The organism is Neisseria sp. HMSC058F07 (assembly GCF_001810035.1).
GTDB lineage: Bacteria > Pseudomonadota > Gammaproteobacteria > Burkholderiales > Neisseriaceae > Neisseria > Neisseria perflava.
The window spans coordinates 77,049-93,633 of the sequence record NZ_KV799696.1 but is presented as its reverse complement, the minus strand read 5'-3'; the positions used below and the strand labels follow the sequence as shown (position 1 = coordinate 93,633).

18 protein-coding genes are annotated in these 16,585 nt (G+C 47.6%); 2 read left to right on the top strand and 16 right to left on the bottom strand.

The window, feature by feature from the left end; translation table 11 throughout:
- Positions 1–5: 5 nt before the first annotated feature.
- The 10 genes from HMPREF2696_RS07760 to HMPREF2696_RS07715 all read right to left on the bottom strand — a co-directional run bounded on the left by HMPREF2696_RS07760 (position 6) and on the right by HMPREF2696_RS07715 (position 6,973).
- On the bottom strand, positions 6–539 hold the full coding sequence (locus HMPREF2696_RS07760; protein ID WP_004520152.1) for a CvpA family protein: 534 nt from the start codon (positions 537–539) through the stop codon (positions 6–8).
- A complete protein-coding gene (ftsN, locus tag HMPREF2696_RS07755; RefSeq protein WP_049336513.1) occupies positions 532–1,677 on the bottom strand; it encodes a cell division protein FtsN in 1,146 nt (381 codons plus the stop codon). The genes HMPREF2696_RS07760 and ftsN overlap by 8 nt, the downstream gene beginning before the upstream one ends.
- Positions 1,678–1,690: 13 nt before the next feature.
- Positions 1,691–2,974, bottom strand: coding sequence for a bifunctional tetrahydrofolate synthase/dihydrofolate synthase (folC, locus tag HMPREF2696_RS07750; protein ID WP_004520149.1), 1,284 nt, complete (start codon positions 2,972–2,974; stop codon positions 1,691–1,693).
- A gap of 38 nt (positions 2,975–3,012) precedes the next feature.
- Positions 3,013–3,465, bottom strand: a complete 453-nt coding sequence (locus HMPREF2696_RS07745; RefSeq protein WP_070588276.1) for a protein YgfX — start codon at positions 3,463–3,465, stop codon at positions 3,013–3,015.
- 4 nt (positions 3,466–3,469) lie between these two features.
- Positions 3,470–3,829, bottom strand: coding sequence for a hypothetical protein (locus HMPREF2696_RS07740; RefSeq protein ID WP_003747228.1), 360 nt, complete (start codon positions 3,827–3,829; stop codon positions 3,470–3,472).
- Positions 3,830–3,892: 63 nt separating this feature from the next.
- On the bottom strand, positions 3,893–4,621 hold the full coding sequence (locus tag HMPREF2696_RS07735) for an amino acid ABC transporter ATP-binding protein (protein ID WP_003747231.1): 729 nt from the start codon (positions 4,619–4,621) through the stop codon (positions 3,893–3,895).
- The gene (locus HMPREF2696_RS07730) at positions 4,621–4,944 is read right to left on the bottom strand and encodes a hypothetical protein (RefSeq protein WP_004520147.1); all 324 of its coding nucleotides are present in this window, start codon (positions 4,942–4,944) and stop codon (positions 4,621–4,623) included. The genes HMPREF2696_RS07735 and HMPREF2696_RS07730 overlap by 1 nt, the downstream gene beginning before the upstream one ends.
- A 7-nt stretch (positions 4,945–4,951) precedes the next feature.
- The gene (gene rsmA, locus HMPREF2696_RS07725) at positions 4,952–5,731 is read right to left on the bottom strand and encodes a 16S rRNA (adenine(1518)-N(6)/adenine(1519)-N(6))-dimethyltransferase RsmA (protein WP_004520146.1); all 780 of its coding nucleotides are present in this window, start codon (positions 5,729–5,731) and stop codon (positions 4,952–4,954) included.
- 88 nt (positions 5,732–5,819) lie between these two features.
- Positions 5,820–6,419: a Maf family protein gene (locus HMPREF2696_RS07720; protein ID WP_049336507.1), complete on the bottom strand. Its 600-nt coding sequence runs from the start codon at positions 6,417–6,419 to the stop codon at positions 5,820–5,822.
- Between the two features lie 14 nt (positions 6,420–6,433).
- Positions 6,434–6,973 (bottom strand): gamma carbonic anhydrase family protein, encoded by a 540-nt coding sequence (locus HMPREF2696_RS07715; protein ID WP_070588274.1) that lies wholly within the window; start codon positions 6,971–6,973, stop codon positions 6,434–6,436.
- A 237-nt stretch (positions 6,974–7,210) separates the two neighbouring features.
- Here HMPREF2696_RS07715 and HMPREF2696_RS07710 point away from each other — a divergent pair, with 237 nt between their 5' ends.
- The gene (locus HMPREF2696_RS07710) at positions 7,211–8,089 is read left to right on the top strand and encodes a DMT family transporter (protein WP_070588272.1); all 879 of its coding nucleotides are present in this window, start codon (positions 7,211–7,213) and stop codon (positions 8,087–8,089) included.
- A 54-nt stretch (positions 8,090–8,143) separates the two neighbouring features.
- On the opposite strand, the gene lepB is transcribed toward HMPREF2696_RS07710, so the two are convergent.
- The 3 genes from lepB to HMPREF2696_RS07695 all read right to left on the bottom strand — a co-directional run bounded on the left by lepB (position 8,144) and on the right by HMPREF2696_RS07695 (position 11,790).
- Positions 8,144–9,163 carry a signal peptidase I gene (lepB, locus tag HMPREF2696_RS07705; protein WP_070588271.1) on the bottom strand — a complete coding sequence of 340 codons (1,020 nt, stop codon included), beginning with the start codon at positions 9,161–9,163 and terminating at the stop codon, positions 8,144–8,146.
- The gene (lepA, locus tag HMPREF2696_RS07700) at positions 9,163–10,956 is read right to left on the bottom strand and encodes a translation elongation factor 4 (RefSeq protein ID WP_070504767.1); all 1,794 of its coding nucleotides are present in this window, start codon (positions 10,954–10,956) and stop codon (positions 9,163–9,165) included. The genes lepB and lepA overlap by 1 nt, the downstream gene beginning before the upstream one ends.
- 132 nt (positions 10,957–11,088) lie before the next feature.
- Positions 11,089–11,790, bottom strand: coding sequence for a 5'-methylthioadenosine/adenosylhomocysteine nucleosidase (locus HMPREF2696_RS07695; RefSeq protein WP_004520140.1), 702 nt, complete (start codon positions 11,788–11,790; stop codon positions 11,089–11,091).
- Positions 11,791–11,994: 204 nt separating this feature from the next.
- Between HMPREF2696_RS07695 and HMPREF2696_RS07690 the strand changes: the two genes are divergently transcribed.
- Positions 11,995–13,125, top strand: a complete 1,131-nt coding sequence (locus tag HMPREF2696_RS07690) for a PilT/PilU family type 4a pilus ATPase (protein WP_004520139.1) — start codon at positions 11,995–11,997, stop codon at positions 13,123–13,125.
- A gap of 79 nt (positions 13,126–13,204) precedes the next feature.
- Here the strand turns inward: HMPREF2696_RS07690 and HMPREF2696_RS07685 are convergent, their stop codons facing one another.
- From HMPREF2696_RS07685 to HMPREF2696_RS07675, 3 genes are all read right to left on the bottom strand, one after another.
- Positions 13,205–14,611: a dihydrolipoyl dehydrogenase gene (locus tag HMPREF2696_RS07685; protein ID WP_004520137.1), complete on the bottom strand. Its 1,407-nt coding sequence runs from the start codon at positions 14,609–14,611 to the stop codon at positions 13,205–13,207.
- A 252-nt stretch (positions 14,612–14,863) separates the two neighbouring features.
- On the bottom strand, positions 14,864–15,601 hold the full coding sequence (locus tag HMPREF2696_RS07680) for a redoxin family protein (RefSeq protein WP_004520136.1): 738 nt from the start codon (positions 15,599–15,601) through the stop codon (positions 14,864–14,866).
- A 188-nt stretch (positions 15,602–15,789) separates the two neighbouring features.
- Positions 15,790–16,575 (bottom strand): 1-acylglycerol-3-phosphate O-acyltransferase, encoded by a 786-nt coding sequence (locus HMPREF2696_RS07675; RefSeq protein WP_049336498.1) that lies wholly within the window; start codon positions 16,573–16,575, stop codon positions 15,790–15,792.
- Positions 16,576–16,585: the final 10 nt, after the last annotated feature.

Below are 16,585 nucleotides of genomic sequence, written 5' to 3'. Positions count from 1 at the left end.
CAAACTCAATCATCCAATTCTTCTACTTCAGCCGCTTTACCAGAAAGATGGGGCATTGCGGTACCTTTTCTAGGCAGATAAGGCATCGCAGCATCAGCAAGTGATTCAAAATACGGAATCGTATGGGAACTTTGCCACTCTTCCGTCTTCGGCAAATCGGTATGCGAAAAAACCATCACAGCCAGTGTTACCAAAATCACACCTTTCACTGCACCGAATACGCCGCCAAGCAAACGGTTGATGCTTCCCAAACCAACGGCAGACATCAAACTGCTCAACAGCGATCGTGCCAGTTTCTGCAACAGCCATGCCAGAAAAAACACAGCGGCAAAACCCATGGCAACCCCCAAAGAATGCGGCTCAACCGATTTAAAGACCACATCGGCAAACGGAACGGCAAGCGTTCTGGCTGCAATAAACGATACCACCCACGCCACCATCGCCCCTGCTTCAGCAATAATACCCCGTGTCAACGAGATAATGATGCAGATGACGATGACAGCGGCAGCCAACAAATCGGCAACAGGCAAATTACTCACTGGTCACCTGACCGGCAATGCCATGTACACGCAATTTGTTCAAATCGCGCTCTGCATCGCGTGCATTTTTATAACTGGCTGATTTCACGCGATACACCTTACCTTTATCGGTCATCACTTCAGTAATGGTCGAATCGATACCTGCGGCTTTCATTTTACGTTGCAGGCTTTGTGCGCGTTCTTTTTCAGCATAACCAGCCTGAATAGCGGCCTTTTTAGCAGGTTTAGCTTCTGCTTTTTCTTTTTCAGCTTTAGGTTTGGCTTTTTCAGACGGCTTCTCGGCAGTTTTTACCTTATCGGCTTTTTCTGCTTTGGCCGTTTCTGGTTTAGCTTTTTCATTTTTTGGTTTTTCAACTTTGGCTTCTGCTTTCTTAGTAGGTTCGGCCTTGTCTTTTACGCTGTCTTTGCTGTTTTTGGCAGATTTACGCTCGGCAATGGCTTTCTCTGCTTTTTCCAATTGTGCTAATTTATTGCGTTCAGCAGCAGCTTCACGCTCTGCTTTTTCAGCACGCGCTTGAAGTGCACGTTTTTTAGCAGCCAATGCGTTTTCTTTTTCATCCGCTTCCTGTTGGGCTTGTGCCTTGCGTGCCGCAGCACGTTGTTCTGCCTGGCGTTGGCGGCGTTCTTCGGCTCGGCGCTCCGCAGCTTCGCGTTTGGCGGCCTCAGCTCGTTGAATACGCTCAGACTCTTCCAAACCTTTAATATTGCCGTCATCCAAAGTATCATTAATCAAAACCAACGGCTCGCCGACATCTTCGGGAGCAGACTCACGGTTTGGCTTCAATACTTCAACCGGCGCATTGTCTTCTTCGTCGCCGGCATTTTGAGGTTTGCTTTGCGCTTCGGCATCCGCATGGCGGGCTGCTTCTTCAGCCATCGCAACATCCTCTTTATTCGGCTCTAAAACAACGGCCTTGCTCGGCTCATCAGCCGTTTTGACTTGGCTCTGACCGACAGGTGCTTCTTTAAACGGTGAATTTTTATCGTCGCCGGAAGTCAGTGCCAGACCGAACAGCATACCCGATGCCACCACCAAGCCGGAGGCTAAGACCAAGCGACGGCGGTTGCGACGTTTGAGTTGTTCGTAACCGTCTAAATCGTATCCGTTTGGAGTTTCTTTTTGTTTATTGTCGGACATGATAATTTCCTCGTTAGTGTTCTTTCAAAACAGCCATTACATCGGCAACAGTATGGAATGAGCCGAAAACAACGATTCTATCATTTTCGGTTGCTTTAGCCAAAGCAGCGCGGTAGGCAGCAGCGACAGTTTCAAAAACATTTACATTGTCGATGCCGTGTTCAGCCAGTTTGGCCTGCAAAGCCTCTATCGTCATGCCGCGCGGTACATCTAAAGGCGCGATGTTCCACTCGTCAAACTGATCTTTAACGATTTCCAGCACGCCATCAATATCTTTGTCGGACAACATACTGAATACAGCAGTACGTTTTTGGGCAAAGGCAAGGTTAATCAGACTGCGGCGCAAAGCACGGGCTGCGTGCGGATTGTGGCCGACATCCAAAACCACCAGCGGACGGCCGGGCAAAACTTGGAAACGTCCAGGATTCTCAACCAACAGCAAACCGCGTTTAATCGCGCCGATATCAACCGGCAATTGTTCGTTCAAACACTCCAACACCGTCAATGCACACGCGGCATTGGACAACTGATAGGCACCGCGCAAAGCAGGAAACGGCAAGGAATTGCGGTTACGGCTTTGGCCGTCTGAAGATTGCGGATGGAAGCGGTAGTTCCACTGTACGCTTTCCATTGATGCAAAATCAAAATCTCGCTGAACCATCAACAGTTTTGCGCCAATTTCTTCTGCGTGTTTGACCAATGATTCAGGCGCAGGATTCTGACCGCACACAGCTGGTTTGCCACCACGGAACACTCCGGCTTTTTCAAAACCGACCTGCTCAACGGTATCGCCCAAAAATGCCTGATGGTCCAAATCCACGCTGGTAACGACCGAGCAGTCGCCGTCAAATACATTCACAGCATCCAATCGTCCGCCCAAACCGACTTCCAAAATCATTACGTCCACATTTTCACGCATGAAAATATCGACGGCAGCCAAAGCATTAAACTCAAAATACGTCAGCGAAATTTCGCCGCGTGCCGCTTCGATACGCTCAAATGAGGAAATAATCAATTCATCTGAAACCGGCTGAGTATTGATGGCGATTCGTTCGTTGTAACGCAGAAGGTGCGGACTGGTCAGCGTACCGACTTTAAAACCGGCTTCTTTATAAATATGCGACAAATAGGCGCATACAGAGCCTTTGCCATTTGTACCCGCCACCACGACGACAGGACATTGCGGCACCAAATTCATGCGTTTTTTCACTTCTCCCACGCGTTCCAAACCCATATCGATAAGGCCGGAACTATGGGCAGTCTCCAAATGAGAAAGCCAGTCTTGTAATGTTTTCATTGTATTTATCGCTTCAAAAGGCCGTCTGAAACGGCCGTTTAATCTATATCTGCCGCAAGTTCTGCTTTGTCTTCTTTTTCACGGCACCAGCGCGCCCACACTTTCAGACGGCGGTAGGCATCGCGGTCGGCCATATTGGGCAAGATGCAGTGTTTGACTATTTTCCCGTCAACATTCCATTGCAAAAACAAAGCATAAACCGTCAACATACTGCTGTCTTGCAAAACCGCACTTCTTCCCTCTGCCTCGTTATTCAAATAAACCGTCGCACGGTATTGGCGGTCGATGATGATTTTTCTGACCGCATTTTGAGTCTGAAAATTAACGCTGCGCCAAGCATAGGCAAAACTGCCGGCCAATGCCGCCAAACCCAGCCACATCATCCAGCCGTAAAACTCGACAAGGCATAAGGCCAACGCCGAAAGGTGTAAGGAAACAATCAGAATTTTCAAAGAACGCGAGGGCTTTAAGGCCGTCTGAAAACTTCTCACGGCTTTACATCATATTGTCGAAAACAGGCGTAATGTTCAATTCCGCCTCTTCCATATCCAAAACCATATCGTGGATTTCGGTATCGAAAAATTCCCAAAAAGCCTTCAAGCTCATGTCTTGCGGCCATTTGCTTTTATCAATGTCCCAGCCTGCCAATTCGGCTTCAAAAATCTGCTGGTAGCGTTCGTCAAAATAGGAAATGACGGATTCGGGTTCGTCAAATTGCGGCACAAGGAATACTGAGCAGTTGGTGCGCAGTTGCTCGACGGTCAGGTCGGGCATATTTTCATCGGCGGATTTCAGCCATTCCAAAAAACGGGCGGTCGGCTTCAGCACAACAGCAGTACGGTCAACAAAATACATTATTTTCAACTTTCAAAATCATTCAAACCGATCATGCCGTCTGAAATTTCAGACGGCCCGAGTTTAATGTGTCATCACCTGTTGCAGGAATTGTTTGGCACGCTCGTGTTTCGGATTGGTAAAAAATTCTTCCGGCGTTTCATCTTCCAGAATCTGGCCTTTATCGACAAAAATCACACGGTCGGCGACTTCGCGCGCAAAACCCATCTCATGGGTCACACACATCATGGTCATGCCGCTTTCCGCCAAGTCTTTCATCACTTTCAATACTTCGCCGACCATTTCAGGATCAAGTGCGGAAGTCGGCTCGTCAAACAACATCACGCGCGGCTCCATCGCCAAACCGCGTGCAATCGCCACACGCTGTTGCTGACCGCCGGAAAGCTGGCCGGGCAGCGCGTCTTTTTTATGCGCCAAGCCGACACGTTCCAAAAGCTCCATCGCTTTCTTTTCCGCCTCTTCACGGCTTTGGTTTTTCACTTTCATCGGAGAAAGAATAATATTTTCCAAGACAGTCAAATGCGGATACAGATTGAACCCTTGGAACACAAAGCCCACTTCTTCGCGCACTTTGTTCAAATCGGTTTTCGGATCGGCAACATTGATGCCGTCCACCCAAATCTCGCCGCTTTCAATGCGCTCGAGTTGGTTTACCGTACGAATCAGCGTCGATTTGCCACTGCCCGAAGGACCGCATACAACGACCACTTCGCCTTGTTTGACTTCCAGATTCACGCCGTTGATAACGTGCAAATCTTTAAAATGTTTGTGTACATTTTTGAATTTAATCATTATTTCTTTCCAAACTGCCAAAATTTTCGGGGCTTAAGTTTCGCTTGCCGCTGCCAAAGCAAAGGAATGGCCGTTTCAAGCCAAAAACGGCAGCTGACTATGCCGTCGGAGGTTCCACCTTGATTGTACCGATTGACTTTAAATTGCTCTTCCCTATCGAGACGATGCCCGGTCAATACCCAAACTGCGCCGATAATTGCCGCTTCAAAACGGTGCCGCTCAGGCGGCATATCCTTACCGGAAAAATACTGCGCCAACTTGCGCCACAAATATGAATTACCTAGAAACCCCCATTGAATAGGAGGTTGCTTAAAAATTGCCATCACTGTTTCAGACGGCCTTTTGAACCAGATAATTGCTCAATGCCACATATTTTTCAGCGGCAATGTGTTCTGCCCTGTCCTGCGGATTGATGCCGACTGCCTGCAAATCATCATCGCCGGCAAGTTCCTTCAAATTATTGCGTATGGTTTTGCGGCGTTGATGGAAAGCCAGTTTCACCAGTTTGGCAAAATGTTCAAAATCTTCCGCTTTACCAATGCGGTGTTTCACCGGAATCATGCGCACGACGGCCGAATCTACTTTCGGCGCAGGATCAAAGGATTCAGGCGGTACTTCAATCAACATTTCCATATCGAAGAAATATTGCAGCATTACGCCCAGACGGCCATAGTCGTTGGTTTTCGGCTGCGCCACCATGCGTTCGACCACTTCTTTTTGCAGCATAAAGTGCATATCGATCACATCGTCTGCCACTTCGCTCAATCGGAACAAAAGCGGCGTGGAAATATTGTACGGCAGGTTGCCGACAATTTTTTTCTTGCCTTCAATGCTGTTAAAATCAAACTGTAATACATCGCCTTCGTGTATCACCAATTTGTCTGCAAACGGCAAGGTTTTCAGACGGCGTACGATGTCGCGGTCGATTTCGCAAACATGCAGGCGGTTGAGTTTTTTCGCCAAAGGCTCGGTAATGGCTGCCAAGCCCGGGCCGATTTCAATCACGATATCATCGGGCTGCGGTCTGACCGCATTGACAATATCGCTAATAATCCGCGTATCCTGCAAAAAATTCTGCCCGAAGCGTTTCCGGGCCTTATGTTCTTTCATATCTTTCTTCAAGCAAGCTGTTTAAGGCAGTATTGTAACTGAAACAGGCGTTTTTGTCGGCACGCTTTCAGACGGCATTTGCCTAATTTTAAGCAAACGGCGGCGCTTCCAAACCCAAAGATTTCAGTAGTTGCGCGGTCTCATAAACCGGCAAACCCATCACGCCGGTAAAACTGCCCTGCAAATGCTCGACAAATACGCCGCCCAAGCCCTGAATCCCATACGCACCGGCTTTGTCCATCGGCTCGCCGCTGGCAACATAGGCTGCAATCTCCTCAGCCGTCAACGTTTTAAAGCGCACTTCGCTCGTCTGCACCACATCATGGCGCACGCCTCGCCAGTAAACGCATACAGCCGTCAGCACTTGATGCGTCCGTCCGGACAAGCGTTCCAGCATATCGACCGCATCCGCCTCGGATTCCGGTTTACCCAAAATAGCCGCACCATCCGCCACCGTCGTATCCGCCGTTAATACAGCAAACTCAGGCTCTTGATCATGAGCAGTAAACCATTGCGCTACCGCTACCTGATTTTTCTCGCAGGCCATACGGCGCACATACTCTACTGCGGCTTCGCCTTCTTTGGGGGTTTCATCAATATCCGCAGGAAGGCGGCGTACCGTGAAACCTAAATTCTCCAAAATCTCACGACGGCGCGGACTGCCCGAGGCCAGATAAATTGCGTTCATTGTATTGAACTTCCTTATTTTGAAATTTTATGCTGTCCGGACAGGCGGACATAATGCGCGGACGAATACGTCAAAAATTCCTTTTCCTCATCAGTTAGCGGACGCACTTGTTTCACAGGCGAGCCGACGTATAAAAAACCGCTTTCCAAACGCTTGCGCGGCGGCACCAAACTGCCCGCGCCTATCATCACATCATCTTCGACAACCGTATCATCCAAAATAATCGAGCCCATACCTACCAACACACGATTCCCAATTCGGCAGCCATGCAGCATGACCTTATGCCCAATCGTCACATCATCGCCGATAATCAGAGGCGAACCGTCAGGCTTCGTCGCATTCTTATGCGACACATGCAAAACACTGCCGTCCTGCACATTGCTGCGTTTGCCGATAGAAATGCTGTTCACATCGCCACGCAATACGGCATAAGGCCAAATCGATACATCTTCCGCCAGCGACACTTCGCCAATCACTACCGAAGTCTCATCTACAAAACAAGACTCATCAACCGACGGCACATAATCCAAAAACGCACGAATAGGGTTTGCCATTTCCAATATCCTTTTCTCAAAACCAAAACTGATCAGGCCGTCTGAAAACACGGCGTAAAACGATTTTATACTACAACAATACGAAATCAAGCCAGAAAATCATCAAAAGGCCGTCTGAAACAGTTTTCAGACGGCCTTACATCATAAACCCTTTATCTTGGCTTACCACTATTTATCATTAGCACCCCAACTATATTTTATGGAATAATCGTCTTCATTTGATTCTTGGAGAAGACGATGGATACACGTTCGGGAAATTATGCAGCGCCCCTACTGGTCGTCGGCTGCGTCGTCTTCGGCTTAGGCAGTTTGATCGTCAAATTTGTCGATGTCGGCCCTTACGCCATCGCATTCTGGCGCTTGCTGATCGCCGCCCCTATATTCTTTCTGCTCGGGCGTTTTTTCAGACAAAAAATGCCCACAAAAAGAAAAACAGTTGGCTACGCAATCTTATCCGGCGTTTTCCTCGCATTCGACCTCGCCCTTTGGCACGAAAGCATTCACGCCGTAGGCCCCGGCATTTCCACCTTGCTCAACAGCCTGCAGATTTTCTTTTTAGCCGCCATCGGCTTCTTCTTTTATTCGGAACGCCTAAGTACCTTACAAATTTTAAGTTTGATATTGGCCACCATAGGCGTCGCCTTAATCGGCAGCCCAGAGTTCAGTCATAACGACAATGCCGCATGGGGATTTGTCAGCGGCGTAGTGTCCGGTGCCATGCTGGCCCTGTCTATGGTTTTCGTACGCAAAACCCATGAGCAGGAAAAAGTCGGTTTGTTTCCGCTGATGATGATTTTAAGCTTCGGCGGCGCAATGGCGCTGATCATCCCATCGTTGCTATTCGATGCCGCCCATCTTTACCCCAAAACTTTAAACGATGTGATTCTAGTCTCCATCTACGGCATCGTCATGCAATGTTTTGCTTGGGCATTGATTGCTTACGCCATCCCGCTTTTATCCCTATCGCTGACCGGCCTACTACTGCTCTCCGAACCAGTTGCTGCCATGTTGATCGATTATTTCTGGCTGGATAAACCGATTAATATCGTCCAATGGAGTGGCGCCACTTTAACTTTATTGGCAATTTATTTAGGTTCGTTAAAAGACAAAAAATAGATGCAAAAAAGGCTGTCTGAAAAATTTCAGACGGCCTTTTAATCTGTTTATTGCTTATTGGATACTGGTACCGATACGGCTGAGTTCGCCAAAGTTCATCCAAACAAAGAAGGCTTTACCGACAATCAGTTTGTCATCGACAAATCCCCAGTAACGGGAATCGGCGCTGTTGTCACGGTTATCGCCCATCGCGAAATAACGGCCTTCGGGAACTTTACAGATAAAGCCATTGCCGTCTTCTGCGTATTCGCAATTTTCCAAACCGCTTGTTTCAAACGAGTAATTGCTTTCAGGCATTACTTCTGAAGTGTATTTGTTCAATACAGCAATAGATACGGAAGGCTGACCGGCCTCCTTGACTACGTCAAAATTTTTGCCGTTCAAGGCCGTCTGAAAACGCTCAAGCGTATGAATCATAGACGGATCGGTATCATCTGCGTATTGATAATTACCATTTGGTTTTTCGGAAATAATTTCACCGTTAACAGTCAAAACCTTATCACGGTATTCCACAACGTCGCCCGGAATACCGACGATACGTTTGATGTAATTCATCTCAGGCTGAAGTGGGTAATTGAACACCACGACATCGCCTCGGGCAATGTTGCCGACAGGGATAATGACCTTATTCAAAATCGGCAGGCGGATACCGTAAGAAAATTTGTTCACCAAGATAAAATCGCCTTTGACCAAGCCCGGACGCATGGAACTGGACGGAATTTGGAACGGCTCGGCAATAAAGCTGCGCAACACAAAGATAACCAAGATGATGGGGAAAAAGCCGCCCATGTAGTCGGTAAAATGTGCATTGTCTTCGCCGGTATCGCTTTTTTTCAGACGGACTTTATGGATTGCCCAAACAATACCGGTGAACACGACAAACACCAGCAATACGGCGGTAAAGCTCATAAATTCGGACAAAATGCCGAATACGCCGACCATGCACAAGAGATAACTCCATTGCAGGCCGGAGCTCCATTCGCCGTTTTCCTGACGCTCTTTGCTGCTTTTGAAGTTGAGGACCAAGCCGGCCAGCAGTACAACGATTGCTCCTAAAGTCAGATTTATACTCATTATTTATCACTCACTTGCAGAATCGCCAAGAACGCGCTTTGCGGGATTTCCACATTGCCTACTTGTTTCATGCGGCGCTTACCTGCTTTTTGTTTTTCGAGAAGTTTTTTCTTACGCGTAATATCGCCGCCGTAACATTTCGCCAAAACGTTTTTACGCAGTGCTTTGACGTTCTCACGGGCGATAATCTGACTGCCGATGGCGGCCTGTACGGCAATATCAAACATCTGGCGCGGAATCAGTTCGCGCATTTTCGATGCCAGCTCGCGACCGCGGTGAACGGCACTTTGACGGTGCACAATCAGGCTCAGGGCATCGACTTTTTCGCCGTTGACCATAATGTCGAGCTTAATCAAATCAGATGGTTGGAACTCTTTGAAATGGTAGTCCAACGAAGCATAGCCGCGCGAAGTCGATTTAAGCTTGTCGAAGAAATCCATTACGACTTCGTTCATCGGCAAATCATAAGTCAGCATGACTTGACGGCCCATGTATTGCATATTGACCTGAACGCCGCGCTTTTGGTTACACAGAGTCATGACGTTGCCGACATATTCCTGCGGCACAAGAATGGTCGCAGTGATAATCGGCTCAAGAATGGTTTCGATGGTGCTGATTTCAGGCAGTTTGGACGGGTTTTCAACTTCGATTTTCTCGCCGTTTTTCAACACGACTTCATAAACCACCGTTGGCGCAGTGGTAATCAAGTCCATGTCGAACTCGCGTTCCAAACGTTCCTGAACGATTTCCAAGTGCAACAGACCCAAGAAGCCGCAACGGAAGCCGAAGCCCAATGCCTGGGAAACTTCAGGCTCAAATTTCAACGAAGCATCGTTCAACTGCAATTTTTCCAACGCGTCACGCAAGGCTTCGTAGTCGTGGCTTTCCACCGGATAGAGACCGGCAAATACTTGGCTTTGTACTTCTTGGAAACCGGGCAGCGGCTCAGAGGCAGGGTTGGCAACCAAAGTCACCGTATCGCCGACTTTCGCCTGACCCAATTCTTTTACACCAGTAATCAAAAAGCCCACTTCTCCGGCTTTGAGTTCTTGTTTTTGAACCGATTTCGGCGTAAAAACGCCCAGCTGCTCAACCTGAGTTTCCGCCTTGGTGCTCATAAAGCGCACTTTGTCTTTCAGCTTGATGGTGCCGTTTTTCACACGAATCAACATAACTACGCCGACGTAGTTGTCAAACCAAGAATCGACAATAACCGCTTGCAACGGCGCATTTTCATCACCGGTTGGCGCAGGGATTTTGGCAACGATTTCTTCCAAAACATCTTCCACACCAATGCCGCTTTTAGCGGAACACTGCACCGCACCAACGGCATCAATGCCGATGATGTCTTCAATTTCCTGCTCCACGCGCTCGGGTTCTGCGGCAGGCAAGTCGATTTTATTCAAAACAGGCACAACTTCCACACCCAAATCAATCGCGGTATAGCAGTTCGCTACGGTTTGCGCTTCTACACCTTGAGACGCATCGACCACCAAAAGCGCGCCTTCGCAAGCCGACAGCGAACGTGATACTTCGTAAGAGAAATCGACGTGTCCCGGAGTATCAATTAGATTGAGCTGATACACCTGTCCGTCGCGTGCTTTATAGTTGAGCGCGGCGGTTTGCGCTTTAATGGTAATGCCGCGCTCTTTTTCGATGTCCATGGAATCGAGCACCTGCGTACTCATTTCGCGCAAATCCAAGCCGCCGCAGTATTGGATAAAACGGTCGGCAAGCGTCGATTTACCGTGGTCGATGTGGGCAATAATGGAGAAATTCCGTATGTTTTTCATATTGTTATTAAGATAAATGCAATTAAAGGCTGAAAGGCCGTCTGAAAAAACAGGGATTCGGTTTTCAGACGGCCTTAGAATAAGGTTGAATCGTTCCGTATTCTAACGGAAATTCAACGCTTTTGCATGATTTTATAGCGATTTGACAATCTCGGTTACCATCTTCGCCGAGCTGACGGCAGCCGTTTTCAAAAACTCTTCAAAGCTGATGTCCGCTTTCTCATCTGCCGAATCGGAGACGGCGCGAATAATCACAAACGGCACTTCCAACTGATGACAAGTCTGCGCAATCGCCGCAGCTTCCATTTCTACTGCTTTAACGTCAGGGAAATGGCTGCGGATTTCCGCGACACCTTCGCTGCTGTGCACAAAACGGTCGCCACTGACAATCAGACCTTGCGTAACAGCCGCACCTTCAAACACTTGCGCCGCCTTTTCTGCTTGGCGAATCAAGTTTGAATCCGATGCAAACACGGCAGGAAGTTGCGGCACTTGTCCCCAAACATAACCAAAAGCCGTTACGTCAACATCGTGATGCGCCACAGTTTCGCCGATAACCACATCGCCGATCTTCAATCCTTTGCCCAAACCGCCTGCACTGCCGGTATTGATGACGCAATCCGGTGCAAACTGATGAATGACCCAAGAAGTAGAAACCGCTGCATTGACCTTACCGATACCACTCAAAACCAATACCATGCGTTTTCCAGTCAATTCGCCTTCATATGCCGAGAATTTACCGAAGGACACATGCTTGACATTGGCCATACTTTCACGCAAAAGCTCGATTTCCTGTTCCATTGCGCCGACCACGGCAATTGTTTGTACTGACATCTCGTTACCTTTCCATTCACTAATCGAGCAACATTATAACAGCAGAATTTAAAATCACAGGGATACTGAAAAATCTGCTATATTCCCAACACGACACTCAATTTAAAACAGATTGCCGCTCTAGCGGGCAAAACAGCAAATAATGATTGCTTCTGTTATAATTATTCTCAATAAAATAACTCTATTTTAAATATCTAAATTCTTATGTTTGACGAAAATACTCCGGGCGCAAAAGAAGAATTGTTCGCTTGGCTACGCCATATGAACAAATACAAAGGCTCCGACCTTTTCATTACCACCAATTTCCCGCCTGCCATGAAAGTGGATGGCAAAATCACACGACTGAGCGATGAGCCGCTGAGTGCTGAAAAATGTATGGAAATCGCTTTTTCGATTATGTCTTCCAAACAAATCGAAGAATTTTCTTCCACCAACGAATGCAACTTCGCCATCAGCCTGCCCGATACCAGCCGCTTCCGTGTCAATGCAATGGTTCAACGCGGCGCAACTGCATTAGTGTTCCGCTCCATTACCAGCAATATCCCTAAATTTGAAACGCTCAATCTGCCACCGATTCTGAAAGACATCGCCCTCAGAAAACGCGGTTTGGTTATTTTTGTCGGCGGTACAGGTTCGGGCAAGTCCACTTCCCTCGCCTCCCTTATCGACTATCGAAACGAAAACAGCTTCGACCACATTATTACCATCGAAGACCCGATTGAGTTTATCCACCAACACAAAAATTGCATCATCACCCAACGTGAAATCGGTGTAGATACAGAAAATTGGCCGATTGCATTGAAAAATACCCTGCGCCAAGCGCCGGATGTTATCCTGATTGGTGAAATCCGAGACCGCGAGACCATGGACTACGCCATTTCCTTCGCGGAAACCGGCCATTTGTGTATGGCGACACTGCACGCCAACAGTACCAACCAAGCGCTGGACCGCATCATCAACTTCTTCCCCGAAGAGCGCCGTAACCAGTTGCTAACCGATTTATCGCTCAACCTGCAAGCCTTTATTTCGCAACGCCTGATTCCCCGTGAAGGCGGACGGGGACGCGTAGCGGCTGTCGAGGTTTTGCTCAATTCGCCCATTATTGCCGACTTGATTCGAAAAGGCGAAGTCCACAACATCAAAGAAATGATGAAAAAATCAACTGGCATGGGCATGATTACTTTTGACCAAGCCTTATATGATTTGTATGAAAACGGCGATATCAGCTATCAAGACGCCATTAAAAATGCCGACTCCGCCCACGATTTGCGCCTAGACATTCAATTACGAAGCCGTCGTGCGCAAAATGCCGGTCCAGATTTAGAATTGATTTAAAAGTAAAAGCTTCAAAGCATAGAAAAGGCCGTCTGAAACCTTACTATGAGTTTCAGACGGCCTTTATTCCATCAAATAATCAAGCCTGTTTCAATTTTGCATCGGCATCACGCAATGCAGTGCGCAAACCTTCCTCGATAACCGGATGGTAGAACGGCATATCCAGCATTTGCGGAATCGTCATCTTCATTTGATGCGCCCAAGCCATCAAGTGTGCCAAATGTTCGGCAGCAGGGCCGACAACTTCCGCACCAATGAAACGGCCGGTTGCTTTCTCAGCATACAAACGCATATGGCCTTTGTTTACCAACATAACGCGGCTTCGGCCTTGGTTTCGGAAGGAAACTTCGCCGATGACAAACTCGTCAGGTTGATATTTCGCTGCAACTTGCGCGTATTTCAAACCGATAGTGGCAATTTGCGGACTGGTAAATACCACGCCGATTACGCTACGGCGCAAACCGCCCTCAATATTCGGGAAAATAGCGGCATTATGACCGGCAATTTTGCCTTGGTCGGCAGCTTCGTGCAGCAGAGGCAGTTGGTTGGACGCATCGCCTGCGATAAAGATATGAGGAATGCTGGTTTGCATGGTCAGCGGATCAGCAACGGGCACGCCGCGCGTGTCTTTTTCGATATTGATATTTTCCAAACCGATATTATCCACGTTCGGACGACGGCCGGCGGCAGCCAAAGCATATTCGGCATGGAACACGCCTTTTTCGCCATCTTGTTCCCAATGAACTTCAACATTGCCTTCTGCGTCCAATTTGACTTCGGTTTTGGCATCCAAATGCAAAGTCAACTCTTCACCAAAAACAGTTTTGGCTTCTTCAGCGACAACAGGGTCGGAAATACCGCCAATAGCACCTGCCACGCCAAAAATTTCAACTTTTACGCCCAAACGGTGCAAAGCCTGACCCAACTCTAAGCCGATTACGCCGGGGCCGAATACGGCCACACTCTTAGGCAGGGTATCCCAAGAGAAAACATCATCGTTCACAATCAAGCGATCGCCCAAAACTTCCCATTGCGGGAAAATCACAGGGCGTGAGCCGGTGGCAATCACAAAACTTTTTGCAGTGATTTGCGTATGGTCATCGATTTGGACGGTGTGTTCATCAACAAATTTTGCCGTACCCATAATACGCTTGTCGGCAGGCCACTCTTCTACATCGCTGACTACAAAACCGACAAAACGGTCGCGTTCGGACTTCACGCGGTGCATGACTTCTTCGCCGTTTACCGTTACGCTGTCTTTATCCAAATGCACGCCAAACGGATCGGTATGCAAAGCATGATGGCGCGCTTCTGCTGCGGCAATCAAGAGTTTAGAAGGCATACAGCCCACGCGCGCGCAGGTCGTGCCGAACACATTATTTTCAATCAGGTAAACATTGTCTGTATGAAGTCGGGCATTGCGAAATGCGCCCATACCGGCTGTACCGCCACCCAGTACTACCACATCTGCTTGAATCTTTTTCATATTTTATCCTTACTGTCTATATCCAAACCGATATTGCCATCAGGTTATCCGTTTTCAGACGGCCTAAACTTCACAAACTATCAAAATTTAAAAATCAATAGCCAATACCTAAATATCGATTTAAAACAATAATCTCAAATTCTACTTGCGAATATAGAGTTATTCAGAACGCCGAATTGTAAACGCCGTCTGAATAACTCTATATTTTATCTTTCAGACGGCCTGTTTAAACCGTCTCAAGCATACAGGCGATTAGTTTTTAGCCAAGTAAGCTTCCAAGTCTTCGCTACCGCCGATGTATTTACCGCCGATGAATACTTGAGGAGCAGTCATCTTGCCGGTAATAGCGCGTACGGAAGTAACAGTTGCATCTTTGCCCAATACGATTTCTTCGTAAGACAAGCCTTTGTCTTGCAGAGCTTTTTTAGCTTTAGCACAGAATTGGCAGCCAGGTTTGGTGAAGATGGCAACAGACTCTTGAGCTTTCCAGTCAGGAGCAATGTATTTCAACATAGTGTCAGCGTCAGACACTTTGAAAGGATCACCTGGTTCTTCAGGTTCGATAAACATTTTTTCAACCACGCCGTCGTTAACCAGCATGGAATAACGCCAAGAGCGTTTACCGAAGCCCAAGTCTTCTTTGTCAACCAACATGCCCATGCCTTCAGTGAATTCACCGTTGCCATCAGGGATCATGTAGATGTTGTCGGCTTCTTCTTCAGCAGCCCAAGCGTTCATTACGAAAGTGTCGTTTACAGATACGCAGTAGATTGCGTCAACACCGTTTTCTTTGAACGCACCAAACAATTCGTTGTAGCGTGGCAGGTGAGAAGAAGAGCAAGTTGGAGTAAATGCGCCAGGCAGAGAGAACACGACTACTTTTTTGCCTTTGAACAAATCATCAGTAGAAACATCTTTCCAAGTGTCGCCAACGCGAGTGTGGAATACTACGGAAGGTACTTTTTGACCGGTACGATCTTGCAAAGCCATTTTTAAGCTCCTTAAAAATTCGGGTTTGAGAAATGAATCAATGCTTGCATTTTAATGCAGGCCTATCGATTTGTATAATTTATAGTTCAAATAATATTAATTACATCAAACTATCAATTCAATTAAACCGAAAACAGCTATTCCTCTAAATGAAGGCCATCTGAAATAAAACAAGTGCCTGACTGAAATTATTTTTTAGGTAAGGGCTGAACGGGCGAATCCGAAGCCACAATTTCGCCGATGGCTGTTTCCGCAATATCTTTCAAAGCATAGCGGTCTTTATCCGGCATATCTGTCGGTTTGTATTGAGGCGAGAAATCCAAACGGATACAGATTTTCTTCATCGAAACAATGCGCCATAAAGATTGAAACAGGTTTACCTCCGCATAAGACGGCAAGTCCGTCCGTTGTCCTTCGCCATCATAATAGCGCAAGGTCACTGCTTGAATCGGCGCTTTCGCATCAATCGCCGATTGAAACAGGGCTGCTTTAAACGGCAAAATACCCAAGCCGGAAGAAGTACGCGCTTCAGGGAAGAAGCTGACATTCTGTCCTGCTTTCAATGCCGCGCAAATCGCCTGGTTAATAGGCTCGATATCTCGGCGGGAATTGCGGTTGATAAACACCGTGCCGGCATTTTTACCCATTTTCCCCAAAACCGGCCAACCGCTGATTTCCTGCTTGGCAATAAAACTGCTCGGATAAACGGCGCTCATGGCAAAAATATCCAACCAAGAAACATGGTTGGCCACTACCAATGTACCGCTCACATTGCCTTGAGGCGGTACGCCGATTTCCAATTCAATATCCAAAGCATCCAATGCGCCTTTTCCCAAAACAACCACAGCATGATTGCGTTCCTCTGCATTATTGCCATCGATGGCACGCAAATTCCGGCCGGTTCGGAACAACCAAGCCGCCAAACGGCAAAGTCTGCCCAGTCGTTTAAAAAAAGGAGCTTTTTGTTTAGACATAAAATTTCTT